Here is an 18781-nt window from a genome sequence, read left to right as displayed (position 1 = left end):
AAAATAGATAATAGAATAAAGAGTATAGATTATTGACTTAAGCCGTTTTGAAAACTCATTGTCATTCTCTGAAATTCTTCTAATTTATTTTCTAATTGTTTTAATTTTTCTTGTTTTATATATTGTCTGTGATGTCTTATTAATAATTGCGTTCCTAATTCAAAAGATGAGCCTAAAGAAATGTTTAAAAAATGACCAAAAGATTTGTTTGTTCTAGACGAACCTTCTGCAATGTTGCTTGGTATTGATATAGAACACCTGCTTAATTGAGAACTTAAATTGTACAATTCATATTTTGGAAAATCTATCAATAAATCAGAAATATCATTAGCAATTTCCAACCCTAGTATCCAAATTTTTAAATTCTTATAATTATGACGAGTACTCATCTATTGTGTCCTTTTTTCAATTTTCTATGCTCTGTTATCTTTCATCTTAATTAAGGAATTCAAAAATTCCACAAGCACCTTGCCCAGTACCTACGCACATGGTTACAGCACCGTATTTACCTTTCATATCACGTTTACGCATTTCGTCAAAGAGTTGAACAGATAGTTTAGCTCCAGTACATCCAAGAGGGTGTCCTAATGCAATAGCACCACCATTTACATTTATAATATCTGGATTTAAATCTAATTCACGAATAACCGCCAAAGATTGAGATGCAAATGCTTCGTTTAATTCAATAAGGTCTAAATCGCTTTGTTTTAAACCGGCTTGTTTTAATGCTTTTGGAATGGCTTTAACAGGGCCAATTCCCATAATACGAGGTTCTACACCTGCAGCAGCATAATTTACTAAACGCGCAATAGGTTCAAGATTTAATTCTTTTACCATATCCTCACTCATAACCATTACAAAAGCGGCGCCATCACTAGTTTGCGAAGAGTTTCCTGCCGTTACGCTTCCGCCTGCTGCAAATACTGCTTTTAATTTAGATAAGGCCTCAATGCTTGTTCCTTTTCTTGGACCTTCATCTTTTGTCACCGTATAGGTTTTAGTTGCTTTTTTACCATTGGCATCGATATAGGTTTCATCTACTTCTATAGGAACGATTTGATCTTGAAAACGATTTTCCGCTTGTGCTTTTAAGGCTTTCATATGTGAATTGAAAGCAAATTCATCTTGGTCTTCGCGTGAGACATTAAATTGATTTGCCACCGCTTCAGCTGTATTTCCCATGCCCCAATAGTAATCTTCGTGACCTGCTTTTACGATATCGTAATTTAATTCAGGTTTAAAACCTGTCATAGGTACAGCGCTCATACTTTCGGCACCACCTGCTATGATACAGTCGGCCATTCCAGACTGAATTTTTGCTGTTGCCATTCCAATGGTTTCAATTCCAGAAGAACAAAAACGGTTTACGGTAACTCCAGGAACATCTACAATATCTAATCCCATAAGAGAGATTAAACGTGCCATGTTTAAACCTTGCGAGCCTTCTGGCATGGCGTTACCAACAATAACATCGTCTATACGTTTTGGGTCCAATTCTGGCAGTTCTTTCATCATATATTTGATGGTTTCTGCTGCCAATTCATCGGTTCTTTTAAATCGGAACACGCCTTTAGGAGCTTTTCCTACAGCGGTTCTATATGCTTTTACTATATATGCTTGTTTCATAATCCTCTCCCCAGCCCTCTCCGAAGGAGAGGGAGTTTGTTTGGAGTTTTATTTAAATTTTAGACTTCATTTTATATTATACCGCTCTTTTTTCTCCCCTTTGGGGAGATGCCTTTAGGCAGAGGGGATTTTAGTTTCTTAAAGGCTTTCCGGTTTTCAACATATGCTGAATTCGTTCTAAAGTTTTACGTTCAGTACATAGACTTAAAAAGGCTTCACGCTCTAAATCTAATAAGTATTGTTCGTTGACTAAAGTTGGTTCAGATAAATCACCACCAGCCATTACGTATGCTAATTTATTAGCTATTTTCTGATCGTGTTCACTAATGTAATGACTCGCTTCCATAGAATCTGTTCCTACTAAAAACATTCCTAAGGCTTGTTTTCCTAGAACTTTAATATCGGTACGTTTTATAGGTTGGGTGTAACCTGATTCAGCCATTAATTTAGCGTGCGCTTTTGCTGTTGCTATTTGTCTGTCTCTATTTACTACAACCACATCTTTTCCGTGTTGAAGTAAACCTAAATCGAAAGCTTCGTAAGCAGAGGTAGATACTTTAGCCATACCTATTGTTAAGAAGTATTCTTGAAGTGTGTTTAATTCTACATCACCTTTCTTAAAAGTGTCTTGTGCTCTTAAAGTCATTTCTTTAGAACCGCCACCTCCAGGAATCACACCAACTCCAAATTCTACAAGTCCCATATAGGTTTCTGCAGCAGCAACTACTTTGTCGGCATGTAGCGATAATTCGCAACCACCTCCTAAAGCCATGCCATGAGGTGCAGAAATTGTTGGGATAGATGAGTAACGCATACGCATCATAGTATCTTGGAAATACTTAATTGCCATATTAAGCTCGTCGTATTCTTGTTCGGCGGCCATCATGAAAATCATTCCGATGTTGGCACCAACAGAGAAATTCGCACCTTGATTTCCGACAACTAAACCTTGGAAATCTTTTTCAGCTAAATCTATAGCTTTATTAATTCCGGCTAGAACATCGCCACCAATGGTATTCATTTTCGATTGGAATTCGCAATTCAAAATACCATCACCTAAATCTTCTATAACTACACCTGAGTTTTTGAAGACTTCATTTGATTTTCTAATGTTATCTAAAATAATGAAGGCATCTTGACCAGGCACTTTTTCTTGTTTTTTAGATGGGATATCATAAAAATAAGATGCGCCATCTTTTATAGCATAGAAGGATGATACTCCAGAAGCTAACATATCGTTAACCCAAGCAGCAGGTTCAAAACCTTCAGCTTTCATAATTTCAATTCCTTTTTCAACACCAATAGCATCCCAGATTTGAAACGGACCATGTTGCCATCCGAAACCAGCTTTCATAGCATCGTCAATTTTATAGAGTTCATTTGTTATTTCTGGAATTCTGTTAGAAACATAAGCAAATAAGGCCGCGAAGTTTTTTCTATAAAAATCTCCAGCTTTATCTTTTCCTACTACTAAAACTTTAAAACGGTCTACAACCTTTTCAATCGTTTTCGTTAATTCTAAAGTTGCAAAATTTGCTTTTTTGTTTGGACGATATTCTAAAGTATTTAAGTCTAATGACAAAATATCTTTAGTGCCATCTTTATGACGTTCTAATTTATAGAATCCTTGTTTTGTTTTACTTCCCAGCCATTTATTTTCCATCATTTTACTAATGAAATCTGGCAATTTAAAGAGGTCGTGACGTTCGTCTTTAGGAACATTTTCATACAAGCCGTTAGCGACGTGAACTAAAGTGTCAAGTCCGACAACATCTACCGTACGGAAGGTTGCGGATTTTGGACGACCAATTACTGGTCCTGTTAATTTGTCGACTTCTTCTATGGTTAAATCCATGTCTTTAACAGCATGAAATAAACTCATTATACTGAAGATTCCAACGCGGTTTCCTATAAAAGCAGGCGTGTCTTTAGCAACAACAGATGTTTTTCCTAAAAATTGTTCACCATAACTATTTAAAAAGTCTAAAACGTCTTGACTCGTTTCTGGTCCAGGAATAATCTCGAATAATTTTAAGTAACGTGCAGGGTTGAAAAAATGCGTCCCGCAGAAGTGTTTCTGAAAATCTTCTGAACGTCCTTCACTCATAAAGTGAATTGGAATACCCGAAGTGTTCGATGTAATTAAAGTTCCTGGTGTTCTGTGTTTCTCGAGCGTTTCGAACACTTGTTTTTTGATATCTAGGCGTTCAACAACCACCTCAATAATCCAATCTACGTCTTTAACCTTCGCAATATCGTCTTCTAAATTCCCAGTCGTAATACGGCTTGCAAATTTTTGATGATAAATAGGAGAGGGTTTAGATTTTAAAGCAGCGGTAAGCGAATCGTTTACCATTCTGTTTCTTACAACTTTATCTTGTAATGTTAATCCTTTTGCTTGTTCGGTAGCATTAAGTTCGCGAGGTACAATATCTAGTAATAGTACGTCCACACCAATATTGGCGAAATGACATGCAATACCACTACCCATAATACCGGAACCAATAACGGCTACTTTTTTTATTCTACGTGTACTCATTTTATTTTAAAATGCTTTCGTTAGTATATATTTTTTTGTTTGAAATTAAATCGTTTATAACTTCTGCCACTTCATAAAAATGGTTAATTTTCTCGGCAGAAATGTTCTTTTTAATTGCTTCGTTAAAAATTAAAACGCGATCTCTAGAGAAATCTCTTTTTTCTTTACCCATTTCGGTTAAGTAAATTAAAACGCCTCTACCATCTTCGGGGTTTGGCTTACGTTCTATAAGTCCTTGTTTTTCCAAGTTTTTAATAATTCTGGATAAACTAGTCGCTTCCATTCCCATTTTAGGTCCCAACGATGTCGATGGTGTTCCTTTTTCGGGATCGATACTTAGTAATGCGAAACCTGTGGCCATGGTGCTGTCAAATTTTGCGCCTTGTTCATTGTACATTTTTGTAACAGCTAACCAAGTAGTTCGTAAAACATAATCGATTGTTTTATCTTTCATTTCCAATTTTTGTCTAATCCAAATATAGGAAATAATATTATGCATGCATAATAAATAGTATAATTTTAACTAAAATTAATCACAAAAAAAACTCTCTAAATAGATAGAGAGTTTAATAATTTAAGGTCGATATATCGATTCTATTAAATTTTTGTAGATTTCTTTGATGTTTTTTCGTTTTAACTTCAAAGTAGGAGTAAGGTGTCCATCTTCTATAGACCAGAGTTCTGGTGTTAATTTAAACACTTTTATTTGTTCCCATTTTCCAAATTTCTTATTGGCATGATCAACCTCCGATTGAATACGATCTAATAAACGTTCGTCTTTACATAAGGCTACAATATTAGTAGAATCGATATCATGGCGTTTAGCCCATTCTTTAATAAAATCGAAATTAGGTTGAATTAAAGCTGATGGCATTTTCTCTCCTTCACCAATTACTATAACTTGTTCTATAAAACGAGATTGTTTTAATCGGTTTTCTAATACTGCTGGTGCTACATATTTACCTCCACTTGTTTTAAAAATTTCTTTTTTACGGTCTGTAATTTTTAAGAAGCCTTCGCTATCAATTTCTCCAATATCTCCAGTATGGAAATACTCTCCTGTCATAACTTCTGCAGTTTTTACCGGATCTTTGTAATAGCCTAACATTACATTTGGACCTTTTACAAGAATTTCACCATCTTCTGCTATTTTAACATCAACTTTATCGATTAGTTTTCCAACAGTTCCAACTTTAAAACCAAAATTTCTTTCATCGTTTACAGATATTACTGGGGAAGTTTCTGTTAGGCCGTAACCTTCCATTATTGGCATTCCTGCTGCTGCAAATGTTCGTGTTAATCGCGATTGTAAAGGTGCACTCCCAGAAACCATTAATTGTATATCTCCGCCTAAACCTTCTTTCCATTTACTGAAAATTAGTTTTCTGGCTAGACTAAGTTGCTTTTCGTACCACCAACCATTCTTACCATAAGGTTCGTATCTAAGTCCTAAAGAAATTGCCCAAAAGAATAAAGCTTTCTTTATACCTGTTAATTCACCGCCTTTAGCTACAATTTTATCGTATACCTTTTCGTATAATCTAGGTACAGCAGTCATGACATGAGGATGAACTTCTTTTAAGTTATCACTCATTTTTTCTATAGATTCTGCAAAATAAATTTCTACGCCACAATATTGGTATAGATATAAAAGCATACGTTCAAAAACATGGCAGATAGGTAAGAAGCTTAATGCTCTTGATTTTCCGTAATCGAAAGGCACTCGTTTTTCACTACTTAAAACATTACTTACAAGATTGTTATGTGATAACATAACACCTTTTGGTGTACCTGTAGTTCCAGAGGTATATATTATGGTAGCTAAATCGTCTGGCTTTACATTAGCCTTTTTAGCTTCAACTTCAAGCTGATTAGATTTATCTTTACCTAATTCTAAGATTTCTTTCCAGTTCTTTTCGGTTTTTATGTCATCGAACGTGTATACACCTTTTAAATGTGTATTTCTTTTAATTGCATTAATTTTATCTACAACATCTTGGTCTGAAACAAAACAATATGTAGACTCTGAATGATTTAAAATATATTCATAATCTGATTCTGAAATTGTTGGATAGATTGGTACATTTTGCGCACCAATTTGAAGTATACCAATATCCATAACATTCCATTCAGTTCTGTTATTTGTTGATATAATTGCAATTTTATCGTTTGGTTTAACTCCAAGTCGAAGTAAACCTCTACTTATAGCGTTTGCTTGATTTATATACTCTTGTGTAGAAATGGATACCCATTTATTTCCGTACTTAGTAGATAAAGCTTTATTTAAATTATACTTTTCCAACTGATAATAAGGAAAGTCAAATAGTCGTGTTATGTTTATCATGTATTGTTTAGTGCATCAGTATTACAAAATCTTCTTTTTGAAAGACATTGCGTTTACTGAATTTTTAAGGGTTGAGTAACTATTTAATTGTTAATATTATTATTTTAGTGGTAATATAGTAAGAATTTAATAATTGAAGATTGTTTTTTGATAACTTTCAATCTTCAATTTAAAATATTTAGCATTTTTTTATGAATTCGGATGTTTTTTTTAAAGAATCTGCTCTAATTCTTGTAGATATAATTAGTGCAAAAAAAAGACTGTCTATATAGACAGTCTTTTTTTGAAATTTATTAGTATTAGGATTTACCTCGCCCTCGGCTGAGAACTTTGTATTCTTCATAACATCCGCTTATAGCATCAAGTATTTGAAGATCCGTTGCTGTATTAATAAAGTCTTTAGAGTAGTTGCACTGTCTTACAATTTCATCTAAATCGACTCGATCTACTTGTAATAATACCATTAACATTTCGCGGTCGAATCTGGAGGATAATAAGTTTCGAATTTCGTCGCTCTGTTTCATTTGCTTCAGCTTTTTCATTTCCTGAGGCTTCTTTCCGAAGGTATTATATAAGAAATCGGCAGGATTAAATATAGAACTTAAAATTTTATTAACACCTGTACTTTTACCAGCTTCATATCCGTTTTGTAATCCAGAAATACTATACTGATAATTATTGTTTATAGGTACTTGTGCAATATCTACTTCTAAATAACCTGTTAATCTAAATTGATTTACAATAACTTCTTCTAATGCTAATGCTAATTCTGTTAAGGCAATTGTAGAACTTCCGAATTTTATCCAGTCGTTTGTTACTCTTACTTTAATAGATTTAAAACCTAAATAAGATAGGTGAAGGGTGTCGTTTGCTCGCGCAGCGATTTGAAATTCACCTTTAGTATTTGTTGTGCTTCCAGAGACTTGATTTATGTTTACAATATTTACACCTTCTAAAGGTTCATCGTTAGAACCGTTAATAATTACCCCCATTACATTAGTGTTAGCCTCTTCTTGAGCGAAGACAGCAGTAGACATTAATAATAAGGTAAAAAGTAAAAATGTATATTTCATTATAATATTGTTAGACGTAAAAGTAGCAAACTAAAGCACAATTTAGAAAAAGACCTATTCTTTTGACTAAAAATTAACAGAAAGTTTAGCGTCTAGAACGTCTAGGTCTTGATGAAGATGATGAATCACTTCTTCTTTCAGAACTAGTGCTAGAGTTAGAGCGTCTTGGTTTAGAGTCTGAATCAGAATTTCTTCTTCTTCCTTCTCCTCCAGATTTTGAACGTCTGTCGCCTCTAAATCCACCATCTTTTCTATCTCTACGACCACCGCCGCCACCACGACTTCTGTTTCCGCCGCGACCACCGCCGCCGCCTTTGTTTTCTGTTTCTTCAACATTAACAAAACGACCATCGTGCTTGTAATCTGTAAAGAATGCTAAAACCTTTTCTTTAAGTTCTTTTTCTGTATTAAAGAAAGAGAAACTCTCTTTAACATCTACTTTAAAGACATCGTCACGACCTAATTCTAAAACTTCTTTTAAGAAATCTTTTAGTTTCATCCAGTCGAAACCATCACGGCTACCTACGTTAATAAAGAAACGAGCAGCATTATCGTTACCTACATGTTCTCTTCCTTCTCTTTCTCTAGAGTTTCCTTCAGCTACATTTAAATCTTTAGATTTCTGGTAGTAGTTAAAGAATCTTGTAAATTCTACAGAGAAAAATTTCTGAATTAATTCGTCTTTAGTTGTATCTGCAAATAATGTATTAATACTATCTAAATGCTTATCAATTTCAGGATTGATTTCGGTACTGTGTATTTTGTTAGCAAGAGACATTAATTGAACTTCACAAATTTCCATTCCGTCTGGAATTTCTTTTTTGATGAAATCTTTTTTAATGATACGCTCTATACTTTTAATTTTTCTAACTTCACTTTTAGACACAATTACCATAGAGATTCCTGTTTTACCAGCACGTCCAGTACGACCACTACGGTGATTATACGTTTCGATTTCGTCAGGTAATTGGTAATTGATAACGTGAGTAATATCGTCTACATCAATTCCACGTGCAGCAACATCTGTTGCAACAAGCATTTGGATTTGCTGATTTCTAAACGATTTCATTACTAAATCACGTTGGTTTTGACTTAAGTCACCATGAAGTGCTCCAGCGTTATAACCATCTTCTATAAGTTGTTCTGCTACTTTTTGAGTATCACGCTTCGTTCTACAGAAAATAACAGAGAAAATATCTGGGTTAGCATCTGCTAAACGTTTTAAAGCTTGGTAACGGTCTCTAGCGTTCACTAAATAATATTCGTGAGATACTTGAGTACTACCTTCGTTTTTATTTCCTACAGTAATTTCGGTAGGATTATGCATGAATTTTTTAGCTATAGTTGCAACTTCTTTTGGCATAGTTGCAGAAAATAACCATGTGTTTTTATCTGTAGGTGTATGCGATAAAATATCTGTAATATCTTCTTTGAAACCCATGTTAAGCATTTCATCTGCTTCATCAAGTACGCTATAGGTAATCTTAGAAATATCAACCATGTTACGGCTAATCATATCTTTCATACGACCTGGCGTTGCAACAATAATTTGTGCACCACGTTTTACTTCTCTTGCTTGGTCTTGGATACTAGATCCACCGTAAATAGCAACAACGTTTAAACCTTTACAGTATTTACCGTAAGCTTTAAGTTCGTTAGTAATTTGTAAACAAAGTTCGCGAGTAGGCGATAAGATTAATCCTTGAGTGGTTCTACTATCGATATCAATTTTTTGAAGCATTGGGAAACCAAACGCAGCAGTTTTACCTGTTCCTGTTTGTGCTAATGCAACTAAATCTATTTCACTTTCTAATAATAATGGGATGGCTTTGTCTTGGACTTCACTTGGAGTTTCAAAACCCATATCGGTAATAGCACGCAATAGGTCGTCATTAAGACCTAAATCTTGGAATGTGTTCATTCTTGTAATAAGTATTCGATTAAACTATGTAAGTGTTACATAAGAAGGGAATCGACATACTTAACCTTAAACTTCCAAGTAACACATCCTCTCTCTGAGGAATTTCAAGCTGCAAAGGTAGTGTTTTATTCCGAATAAACTAATTTTGATTAATTTATTGTAAATCAATGGTTTAATTTATGCTTCTAAACTGTTTAAATATTTAACCAATAAAGAAACTGCTTTTCCACGATGACCAATGGTGTTTTTTTCGCTAAGTGGCATTTCTGCAAAGGTCTGTTTCAATCCTTTAGGTCTAAAAATAGGGTCGTATCCAAAACCATCTGTGCCATGTTGGGTTTTAGTAATTTCCCCTTCGCAAATGCCCGTAAATGTTTGAATATTATTTTGAAGAGATAATGCGATTACGGTTTTAAATTGCGCATTTCTATAAGTGGTATCTTTTAAATCCTCTAAAAGTTTGTTCATATTGTCTTTGGCATCGCGTTGTGGTCCAGCAAAACGTGCCGAATACACCCCAGGAGCGCCATCTAAAGCATCGACTTCTAAACCTGTATCGTCTGCAAAACAATCGAAACCATACTTGTCTTTTACATATTCTGCTTTTTGCTTTGCATTGCCTTCTATAGTAGGTTGTGTTTCTGGAATATCTTCTAAACAGTTAATATCTTCTAAACTTAAGAGTGTGATATAACTAGGAATTAAGCCTTGAACTTCCTTTATTTTATTTTTATTGTTGGTAGCAAATACAAGTTTCATGACTTTAGGTTTAAGTTTTGGAATGCTAAAATAAGCTTTTAAAACAATTTTCAGAACTCTTAATAAAAGACTGTTCAATTTGTAATACACCAGTTTTTGATTTAAAATTGATTAATAGTTTGGTATTTAGTTAAATAGATTATTATTTAAAAATTTACGGGCTTAAAACTGATAATTTCACAATTATTTATGATTAAAATCATATGATATAATAGGCTTTATTTTTAAATTTGGAATAGAACATTTAAATATTAATCTATGACTATAAACATTCAATACATTCATATGACGACTAGCGAAGCAATGAATGAACACGTAACCGAAAAACTTAATAAATTAGCTTTAAAATACGATTGGATAATTTCTGCACAGGTTATTTTTGAAAATATTCAAAAAGAGAAAGAAGAAGGTAAAATATGCAAAATTGAATTGAGTGCACCTGGGCCTAGAATTTTTGCTTCTTCTCAAGAAAGAACGTACGAAGGCGCTGTAAAAAACACGATTAATGATTTAGAAATTCAACTTAAAAAACGTAAACAAACATTTGCCCATTCTTAGGCTATAAGAATTTATAATTTAAACGGATGATACAATTTTAAAGTGTATCATCCGTTTTTTTATAAATGCTATAATAGACTTAAAATGCTTATAAATTAGCATTAATTGTTTGTTTCAAGAATTAATGTATTTTTGGCAAACTCCAATAATACTTTATAACCAAGTCAAGTGTGTAGGCGAAAATTACATGGTAAAGAAAACGATTATTTTATTTATATTTTTCACGGTTTCTTGGACTGCACAATCTCAGATTATCAAGAATTTAGATACTTTAGATGTTATTAAACTGATTGATAAAGTTTTTATAGACCATGATATAGATAATTATTCCCTTCGTTTTTTTAGTAATTATAAAGTAAAACAATTCCGAATCAAGAATGAAGATGATTTTAAATCTAAATATTCCCCAAATAATAAGTTTGGTTTAGGTTTTGGTTTTGCCAGCAGTAAGCTGTTAATAGATATTGCTTTTAATTTAAAAACCAATAAAAAACACATTACGCATAGGTTCGATATGCAGGGCACATCTATAGTTGGTAAAAAAAATTATATAAATTTTTATGTACAGACCTATAAAGGTTTTAATGTGAGAAATAATTTTGATGAACCTTTTGTATTTCGAGACGATATTAGATCTGTTACCGTAGGTTTTAATTATTTACGTACCATACCAGATATAGAATTTTCGTATTCTATGTTAAAAGCTGGTGTAGATAATTTAAATCGTAAAGTGTATATAACGGGTGGTTTTGGAGCTTTTGGTTTTTATGATTATTTTTCTGCAGATGACAATATTTTAGAAGACCCATCTAACATTTACTTTAACGAACAAGCGCATGTTAAACGGTATAACAGTAGTGCTTTAGGTATTTTAGGTGGTCTAATGTCTGTGTTTAGGTTGCCGCAAAACTTTACAGCCTCGTGTAATATTATGCCTGGAGTAGGGTTAATGTACAAACATGTGACTTTAGAGGATAATACTTATAAACCGTCTAATCCTATGATTTATAAAATGGATTACACTTTTGCTTTAGGGTATAATGTTCCGCAATATTACGTAAGTTTAATATATGGAGGAGGAGTGTATTCTAGCGATTTAGATTTCGACAATACTTATAGTTTTAATCTAACAAAAGCTAAGATTGCATTCGGATATAAGTTAGGAACCATAAAACCTAAACCTACGAGATAGCATTAAGGTTTATCTATGGTGATAAGGTTCGTTTTTAAGTATAGTAAAACCGCGATATAGTTGTTCGATAATAAATAGTCGAATCATTTGATGAGAAAATGTCATTTTAGATAATGATATCTTACCTAATGCCTTTGCATAAACTTCTTGCGAAAATCCGTAAGGTCCGCCAATAACAAATACTAATTGTTTAATCCCCGAATTCATGTGTTTCTGAAGGTAATTAGAGAAGCCTACAGAATCCATTTGCTTTCCGTTTTCATCTAATAAAATTAACGCATCTGTAGAGTTTAATTTGCCAAGAATAAGCTCACCTTCTTTTTGTTTTTGTTGTTCTTCACTTAAATTTTTAATCTTTTTTAAGTCAGGAATAATTTCAAATTCAAACTTGATGTAAAACCCTAAACGTTTTTGGTAATCATCGATTAAACCTTGTAAAAGTTTACTATCTGTTTTTCCAATGGCCAATAGTTTAATGGTCATAATGTTTCAATTGGATATTAAATAGATAATTGGATTATCTTAGTTTAGGATACTTATTAGGATTTGCCTCGTGCATAATTTTGTAAACAGTTTCAAAAACATCTTCTAAAGAAGGTTTAGAGAAATAATCGCCATCTGTACCATAAGCAGGTCGGTGCGCCTTAGCGGTAAGCGTTCTAGGTTTACTGTCTAAAAATTGGTAAGCATTTTGGTTATCTAAAATTTCATTTAAAATATATGCTGAAGCACCACCAGGAACATCTTCATCTATAATTAATAAACGATTTGTTTTTTGTACACTTTTTACAATATCATGATTAACATCGAAAGGTAAAAGCGATTGAACATCGATAACTTCTGCTTGTATACCAACTTCCATTAAATCTTTAGCAGCTTGCTCTACAATACGTAGTGTAGAACCGTACGATACTAAAGTAATATCTAATCCTTCACGCAGTTTCTCGACAACTCCGATAGGTGTTTTAAATAACCCAAAGTTAGCTGGCTTCTTTTCTTTTAATCGGTAACCGTTTAAACACTCTATGATTAAAGCAGGCTCGTCAGACTCTAATAACGTATTATAAAACCCTGCGGCTTTAGTCATGTTTCTTGGCACTAAAACATGTATCCCTCGAACAAGATTAATTATACCTCCCATTGGCGATCCAGAGTGCCAAACACCTTCAAGACGGTGACCACGTGTTCTTATAATTAAAGGAGCTTTTTGGCGCCCTTTTGTTCTGTACTGTAATGTTGCTAAATCATCACTTATAATTTGAATAGCATATAATAAGTAATCTAAATACTGAATTTCTGCAATTGGACGAAGCCCTCGCATTGCCATTCCTATACCTTGACCAAGAATAGTTGCTTCACGAATACCAACATCGGCTACTCTTAATTCGCCATATTTTTCTTGCATGCCTTCAAGACCTTGGTTTACATCTCCAATGGCTCCAGAGTCTTCACCAAAAATTAATGTTTCAGGATATTTACTAAATATCGCATCAAAATTATCTCTTAAAATTAAACGTCCGTCTACGCTTTCAGTGTTTTCTGTATAGATAGGTTTAACTTCGGCTATATACTTTACAGATTTATTACCTTCACTATATAAATGCGAGCTGTATTGTGGTTGTACTTTTTCGAAGTATTTTTCAATCCATTGCAGCAGTCTGTCTTTTTCTGGAGAATTATCATTAATAATGTAACGTAGCGCTTTACGAGCAGCTACAATAATATCTCGTTTTACAGGTTCGTCTATAGCTTCAAGATCTTGTGCTAATTTAAGAATAAATGCCTTGTTAGGACTTTTGTTAGCTACAAGTTTTAATATGTTTAAGGCTTCTGTTTTATCTTTATTAATAGGGTCTACAATAAGGGACCAAGATGTTTTTTTACCAATTCTAACGACCTTTTTAATGCTTTTTTCGAGTTCGGTTAGTTCTTCATCGGTAGCAAAACCATTTGCAATAATCCATTTTCTCATTTTGGTATTACAATCGTTGGCAATTTCCCAAGCTAGACGATTCCCGTCTTTATAGCGTTCATGAGATCCTGAAGTCGAGTGTCCTTGTGGCTGAGTAATTTCGTTTACGTGTATTAAAACAGGTACATGTTCTTCTCTAGAAATCTTACTTGCTTTTTGGTAGGTTTCAATTAGGGCAGGATAGTCCCAACCTTTAACACGTAATATTTCGTATCCTTTAGTATGTTCATCTCTTTGAAACCCTTTTAAGATTTCAGAAATATTTTCTTTAGTTGTTTGGTGTTTAGCGTGTACAGAAATACCGTATTCGTCATCCCAAACGCTAATAATCATTGGTACTTGTAATACACCTGCAGCGTTTATGGTTTCGAAGAACACACCTTCGCTAGTACTAGCATTTCCAATGGTTCCCCAAGCCACTTCATTTCCGTTATTCGAAAAGTTTTTGGTGTAAATTCCTTTTACATGTCTGTAGATTTTAGAAGCCTGAGCTAAACCTAAAAGTCTAGGCATTTGTGCAGCTGTAGGTGAAATATCTGCACTAGAATTTTTCTGTTCTGTTAAGTTTTTCCAATGTCCATTTTCGTCTAAACTATGTGTTGCAAAATGACCACCCATTTGTCTACCAGCAGACATGGGTTCTATTTCTATGTCTGTATTGGCATATAAACCAGAGAAAAATTGTTCTACAGTAAGTTCGCCTATGGCCATCATAAAGGTTTGGTCGCGATAGTAACCAGAACGGAAGTCTCCGTCTTTAAACGCTTTTGCCATTGCTAATTGAGCAACTTCTTTTCCATCTCCAAAAATTCCGAATTTTGCTTTTCCTGTAAGTACTTCTCTTCGTCCAAGTAAACTACACTCCCGAGAGGTAACTGCAATTTTGTAATCATTTAAAACTTCGGCTTTAAAGTCTTCAAAAGAAAGTCCTTTCATAGTTTCAGGTTCTATTTGCATGTTTTTTTGGGATTGAATTTAAGTACAAATTTATGGAATTTAAATGGTTTTAACAATTGAAAAAGGACTTAATAGAATATACTATTTCTACGAAAATCAATGATTATGAGTGTTTTTATATTGAATTAATAAAAAAAATAATTCTACTGATAATCTAATAAATAAAATTGGGTTTTTAATACCAACGTCTTTTAAATAGTCCTAATAAGGTTTTTGGGGAAAGAGTGACTATAAACCTAATTTTTTCAGCATATTGTGGTTGCGAAATTTCCCATCCTAAATTAGAGTAAACAGGAAAATATAACTCGAAGTAATCGGCAATCAGGTTTAAACGGAATCCTGTATCGTAAACAAACTTAGCAGATTGTCCATGGTTTTTCACTAAACCAAGGTCTCCATAAAGCTCGATATATTTCCAAATGGTTGTTCCTCCATTTAAAGTGGTCATCCACTGATTGGCAAAGGCAGGATCTAATTTCGATTTAAATCCACCCTCAGCAATTACTAATTCCTGACTTAAAACTCCGGACTCTTCCGAACGTCCCAAGTAATTGTAATCGAATAAATAATCTGTTGGTCTATCTAAAGCAAAGCTAAAATAGTCTGAAGTTTCGTAGGTGTTATTGTATAGAAATGTACCAGCAAATAAACGAAGGTTGTAATTTCTGTTGTTTTCTGTTAGCTTTCTATATTCAAAATTTACAGCTATTTTTCCAAAGTTTTTAGCCAATTGAAAATCTGCAAATCCGGTAATATGGTTTTTTAAATTTGGGTCTGTATTTCCATAACGGATATTAAAAACATCGTAATCCGGTTGGGTTTCTTTATTGTAAATATTTGAAGGGTCGTCTTCTCTAGAAATACTAATATATCGTAACGTTAAAGATTGTTTTTTGTTATCTCTAAAGTCGTCGCTATTTCTAAACCCAATATTTACATATGGTGTATATGAGGTGTAAGATAGGTTAGGAGCGTAATTAGAATACTCTCCAGAAAATCCGTATTTAATGTAATATAAATTTTTATTCTCGAATTGGTGAGTATAGCTTAAACTTACATTTCCAATAAGCTGTTTACTTTTTATAGCATATCTAGGTCTTAAACTGTATAAAAATTCTTTAGGGAGCGCTGTTTTGTTATATAAACGAATTCCAGGAGCAAAACCATCGTAATAATTATAGGTAAAATCGGGCATAAAAAAGACCTGATTGTAATACGGGTCTTCAATATCTTTAAATAATCTAAATTGTAAGGGTTTGTTGTTGAAAATAAATCCTTTTAAAGATTTCCAATCGTCTCTTAAATTAAATTCAGGAACACGCATATCGTAGTTTAAAACGAGTTTATCTATGCCTGCTTTTGGAATGTTTACCTTTTCAGTTTCGGTAATGTTATTAATCCACGTTTTATATACAATGCTGTCGTTCTGAATACCAAATAATGAGATTGGCATATTGTTTTTTCGCTTGTTTTTTATGGTAACTTCTAGTGAGTCTCCAACAACGTCGTAGCCTTTAATTTTATAATCTATTTTTTTACGGGTCTGTATGTAATCATTAAAAAACCAATCGACATCTTTAGTGGTGTTACAGCGTAAAAGCGTTTCGAAGTCTTCTGTAGAAGTTTGCTTTAATTTGTTTAATGAAATAAAGCCATCTATAGATTCTTGTACGACATTATCATCTAAATAATCTTCTAAATATTTTAAACCCAGTCCTGCCTTATATTTATTCGCAATATTTGAATTGAATTTTAGTAACGAATCTTTAGGCATAGCTAATGGCTGATCTAAATTAGAGCGTGCCATATGCATGTATAAAAAAGTGTATTGGTTATTAAATTGAAGCTGTGTGGCGTGAAAAGCACGAATTCCCCAAATATTTGAAAGTGTTCCGAAAAGTTTCATATTCGGATAATGTTCGTCTACATATTTCATTAAATAATAGACTTGTAGTCCGTCATTCAACCAATAATCATCCCTTGGGTTAACTAACAATATGTTTTCAAAATAGTTGTTTAAAGCGGTTTTTATAAGTTTTAATTCGTATTGAAAATGATTTGGAAACGGTCGTATAAAATTAGGCAATTGATTAAGACCATAAATGGGATTCTTTCTATAATCGATTTCTGTTAACAGTAGTTTTTCATGTGGATATTCGCCAAAATTATCGGTTATGAACGTGATGATTTTATCGGTGATTATAATGCGTTCTATTTCATTTAAATTCTCTTCATTAATATTGGTAACTATCGAAAAGGATTCGTTTCCAGTTGAATTAAAATCGGATTTAGTTTTTAGAAATAATTTTGAATTTATACTGTTTTTACCTTGTAAAGTCACAATAGTATTTCCGTCTTTAACTTTGGTGTCGGCAACCGATAACTCTGAAATAAGTGAGTAATAGCTTGGAAATTCGATTTCTAAATTTAAATCGGCTACAGGTATAAATAAATCATCTAAATCTTTATTGCTATAGTAGTTCCAGGTTCCGTTGTAAACTGCAGGTGTTATGTACCAGTACCTTAAGTTGAAATCGTTGTTGCTAGTCCAACCATACCGTGTAAAATTATCGTTGGGAACTTGAACAATATATTGAAGATTTATGGTGTACGTTTCGCTTCCTTGTAATGGTTTAGGAAGTTTGACTTTTATAACATCGGGATGATTTTTAACACGACTAAATTCTAGTTCGTCGTTGTTTTGCGTAATACTGGTTACAGCTGTAAAACCACGGTCTTCGCTTTTTGCGAAATGAAAATTAGTTTTATATTCTTCGGTAAAACGTTTTGCAAGAGGTGTAGATTTTGTAGAAAAACTATTTGGCCAATCGTTTAAATATATGGCATGAAGCGTGTCTTGCGTCGTGTTTTTATATTGAATGGTTTGAGAAATTTTAATTTGTTTAGTCGCAACATCGAAGGTAGCTTTTAGGTCGGTTTTATTCTGACCAAAAGTAACCATATGTATTAATAGAAAAAGAATGTAGCAACTATGTCGAAATCTCAATGTGGGTGTTCAAATTTTGTATTTTACAATATTCTAAAGTCAAACGCTATCGGATTAGCTTGGTGTTGGTGTTTATTGCGATAGCGTTTGAAAGATAGATTTTTAAAGTAATTTTCTCACTTTAATTGTGTTAAAAATTTAGACTAAAATTAGATTCGTTATAGAACTTATTTAGCACGTCAACAACTTCATCTTCAGTGTCTACAATGTTGATTAAGTCTAAGTCTTTTGGACTAATGGTACCGTTTTTAGCTAGCATGGTCGATTTAATCCAATCGAATAAACCTTCCCAGTATTCTTTTCCAACTAAAATAACCGGAAAACGTTCAATTTTTCCAGTCTGTATAAGTGTTATCGATTCAAACAATTCGTCTAAAGTTCCAAATCCTCCAGGAAGGACAACAAAGCCTTGAGAGTATTTTACAAACATTAATTTTCTAACAAAAAAGTAATCAAAATCTAAGCTTTTATTATGGTCTATATATGGATTGTCGTGTTGCTCGAAGGGTAACTCTATATTTAATCCAATAGAAGTTCCACCAGCTAAATGTGCACCTTTATTTCCGGCTTCCATAATTCCAGGACCACCACCTGTAATAACACCAAAACCAGCGTCTACAATTTTATGCGCTACGCGTTCTGCTAATTTATAGTAAGGGTCTTCTGGTTTTGTTCGTGCTGATCCAAAAATTGAAATACAGGGACCTACAGTACTCATCTTTTCAAAACCACTAACAAATTCACCCATAATTTTAAATATGGCCCAAGAATCGTTTGTTTTTATTTCATTCCAACCTTTTGGATGTTGTTCTGTTTTCATGATAATTTAATCT

The 18781-nt window shown here is 33.2% G+C and carries 14 protein-coding genes; 2 read left to right on the top strand and 12 right to left on the bottom strand.

Annotation, left to right across the window (positions count from 1 at the left end; all coding sequences use genetic code 11):
• Window positions 1-29 precede the first annotated feature (29 nt).
• The 8 genes from BN863_RS09840 to BN863_RS09805 all read right to left on the bottom strand — a co-directional run bounded on the left by BN863_RS09840 (window position 30) and on the right by BN863_RS09805 (window position 10262).
• A complete protein-coding gene (locus BN863_RS09840; protein ID WP_038530047.1) occupies window positions 30-389 on the bottom strand; it encodes a four helix bundle protein in 360 nt (119 codons plus the stop codon).
• A 46-nt stretch (window positions 390-435) separates the two neighbouring features.
• Window positions 436-1626 (bottom strand): acetyl-CoA C-acyltransferase, encoded by a 1191-nt coding sequence (locus BN863_RS09835; protein ID WP_038530046.1) that lies wholly within the window; start codon window positions 1624-1626, stop codon window positions 436-438.
• A 130-nt stretch (window positions 1627-1756) separates the two neighbouring features.
• On the bottom strand, window positions 1757-4165 hold the full coding sequence (locus BN863_RS09830) for a 3-hydroxyacyl-CoA dehydrogenase/enoyl-CoA hydratase family protein (protein ID WP_038530044.1): 2409 nt from the start codon (window positions 4163-4165) through the stop codon (window positions 1757-1759).
• 1 nt (window position 4166) lies between these two features.
• Window positions 4167-4619, bottom strand: coding sequence for a MarR family winged helix-turn-helix transcriptional regulator (locus tag BN863_RS09825; RefSeq protein WP_038533448.1), 453 nt, complete (start codon window positions 4617-4619; stop codon window positions 4167-4169).
• A 120-nt stretch (window positions 4620-4739) separates the two neighbouring features.
• A complete protein-coding gene (locus BN863_RS09820) occupies window positions 4740-6509 on the bottom strand; it encodes an AMP-dependent synthetase/ligase (protein ID WP_038530043.1) in 1770 nt (589 codons plus the stop codon).
• Between the two features lie 299 nt (window positions 6510-6808).
• Entirely contained in the window at window positions 6809-7582 is a 774-nt protein-coding gene (locus BN863_RS09815; protein ID WP_038530040.1) for a carboxypeptidase-like regulatory domain-containing protein, read from the bottom strand.
• Window positions 7583-7667: 85 nt separating this feature from the next.
• Window positions 7668-9503, bottom strand: a complete 1836-nt coding sequence (locus tag BN863_RS09810; RefSeq protein ID WP_038530038.1) for a DEAD/DEAH box helicase — start codon at window positions 9501-9503, stop codon at window positions 7668-7670.
• 177 nt (window positions 9504-9680) lie between these two features.
• Window positions 9681-10262 carry a non-canonical purine NTP diphosphatase gene (locus BN863_RS09805; protein WP_038533446.1) on the bottom strand — a complete coding sequence of 194 codons (582 nt, stop codon included), beginning with the start codon at window positions 10260-10262 and terminating at the stop codon, window positions 9681-9683.
• A gap of 258 nt (window positions 10263-10520) precedes the next feature.
• Here BN863_RS09805 and BN863_RS09800 point away from each other — a divergent pair, with 258 nt between their 5' ends.
• Both BN863_RS09800 and BN863_RS09795 read left to right on the top strand, forming a co-directional pair.
• Window positions 10521-10820, top strand: coding sequence for an HPF/RaiA family ribosome-associated protein (locus tag BN863_RS09800; protein WP_038530036.1), 300 nt, complete (start codon window positions 10521-10523; stop codon window positions 10818-10820).
• 187 nt (window positions 10821-11007) lie between these two features.
• Window positions 11008-12012 (top strand): DUF4421 family protein, encoded by a 1005-nt coding sequence (locus BN863_RS09795; RefSeq protein ID WP_051774953.1) that lies wholly within the window; start codon window positions 11008-11010, stop codon window positions 12010-12012.
• A gap of 9 nt (window positions 12013-12021) precedes the next feature.
• Here the strand turns inward: BN863_RS09795 and rlmH are convergent, their stop codons facing one another.
• From rlmH to BN863_RS09775, 4 genes are all read right to left on the bottom strand, one after another.
• Window positions 12022-12495, bottom strand: coding sequence for a 23S rRNA (pseudouridine(1915)-N(3))-methyltransferase RlmH (rlmH, locus tag BN863_RS09790; RefSeq protein ID WP_038530033.1), 474 nt, complete (start codon window positions 12493-12495; stop codon window positions 12022-12024).
• A gap of 34 nt (window positions 12496-12529) precedes the next feature.
• On the bottom strand, window positions 12530-14941 hold the full coding sequence (locus tag BN863_RS09785; RefSeq protein WP_038530031.1) for an alpha-ketoacid dehydrogenase subunit alpha/beta: 2412 nt from the start codon (window positions 14939-14941) through the stop codon (window positions 12530-12532).
• Between the two features lie 175 nt (window positions 14942-15116).
• A complete protein-coding gene (locus BN863_RS09780; RefSeq protein ID WP_051774678.1) occupies window positions 15117-17903 on the bottom strand; it encodes a gluzincin family metallopeptidase in 2787 nt (928 codons plus the stop codon).
• 175 nt (window positions 17904-18078) lie between these two features.
• Window positions 18079-18768, bottom strand: coding sequence for an LOG family protein (locus tag BN863_RS09775; protein ID WP_038530026.1), 690 nt, complete (start codon window positions 18766-18768; stop codon window positions 18079-18081).
• Window positions 18769-18781 lie beyond the last annotated feature (13 nt).

This window comes from Formosa agariphila KMM 3901, from assembly GCF_000723205.1.
GTDB lineage: Bacteria > Bacteroidota > Bacteroidia > Flavobacteriales > Flavobacteriaceae > Formosa > Formosa agariphila.
The sequence above is the reverse complement of the archived record's forward strand: the minus strand, read 5'-3'. Positions and strand labels throughout refer to the sequence as shown.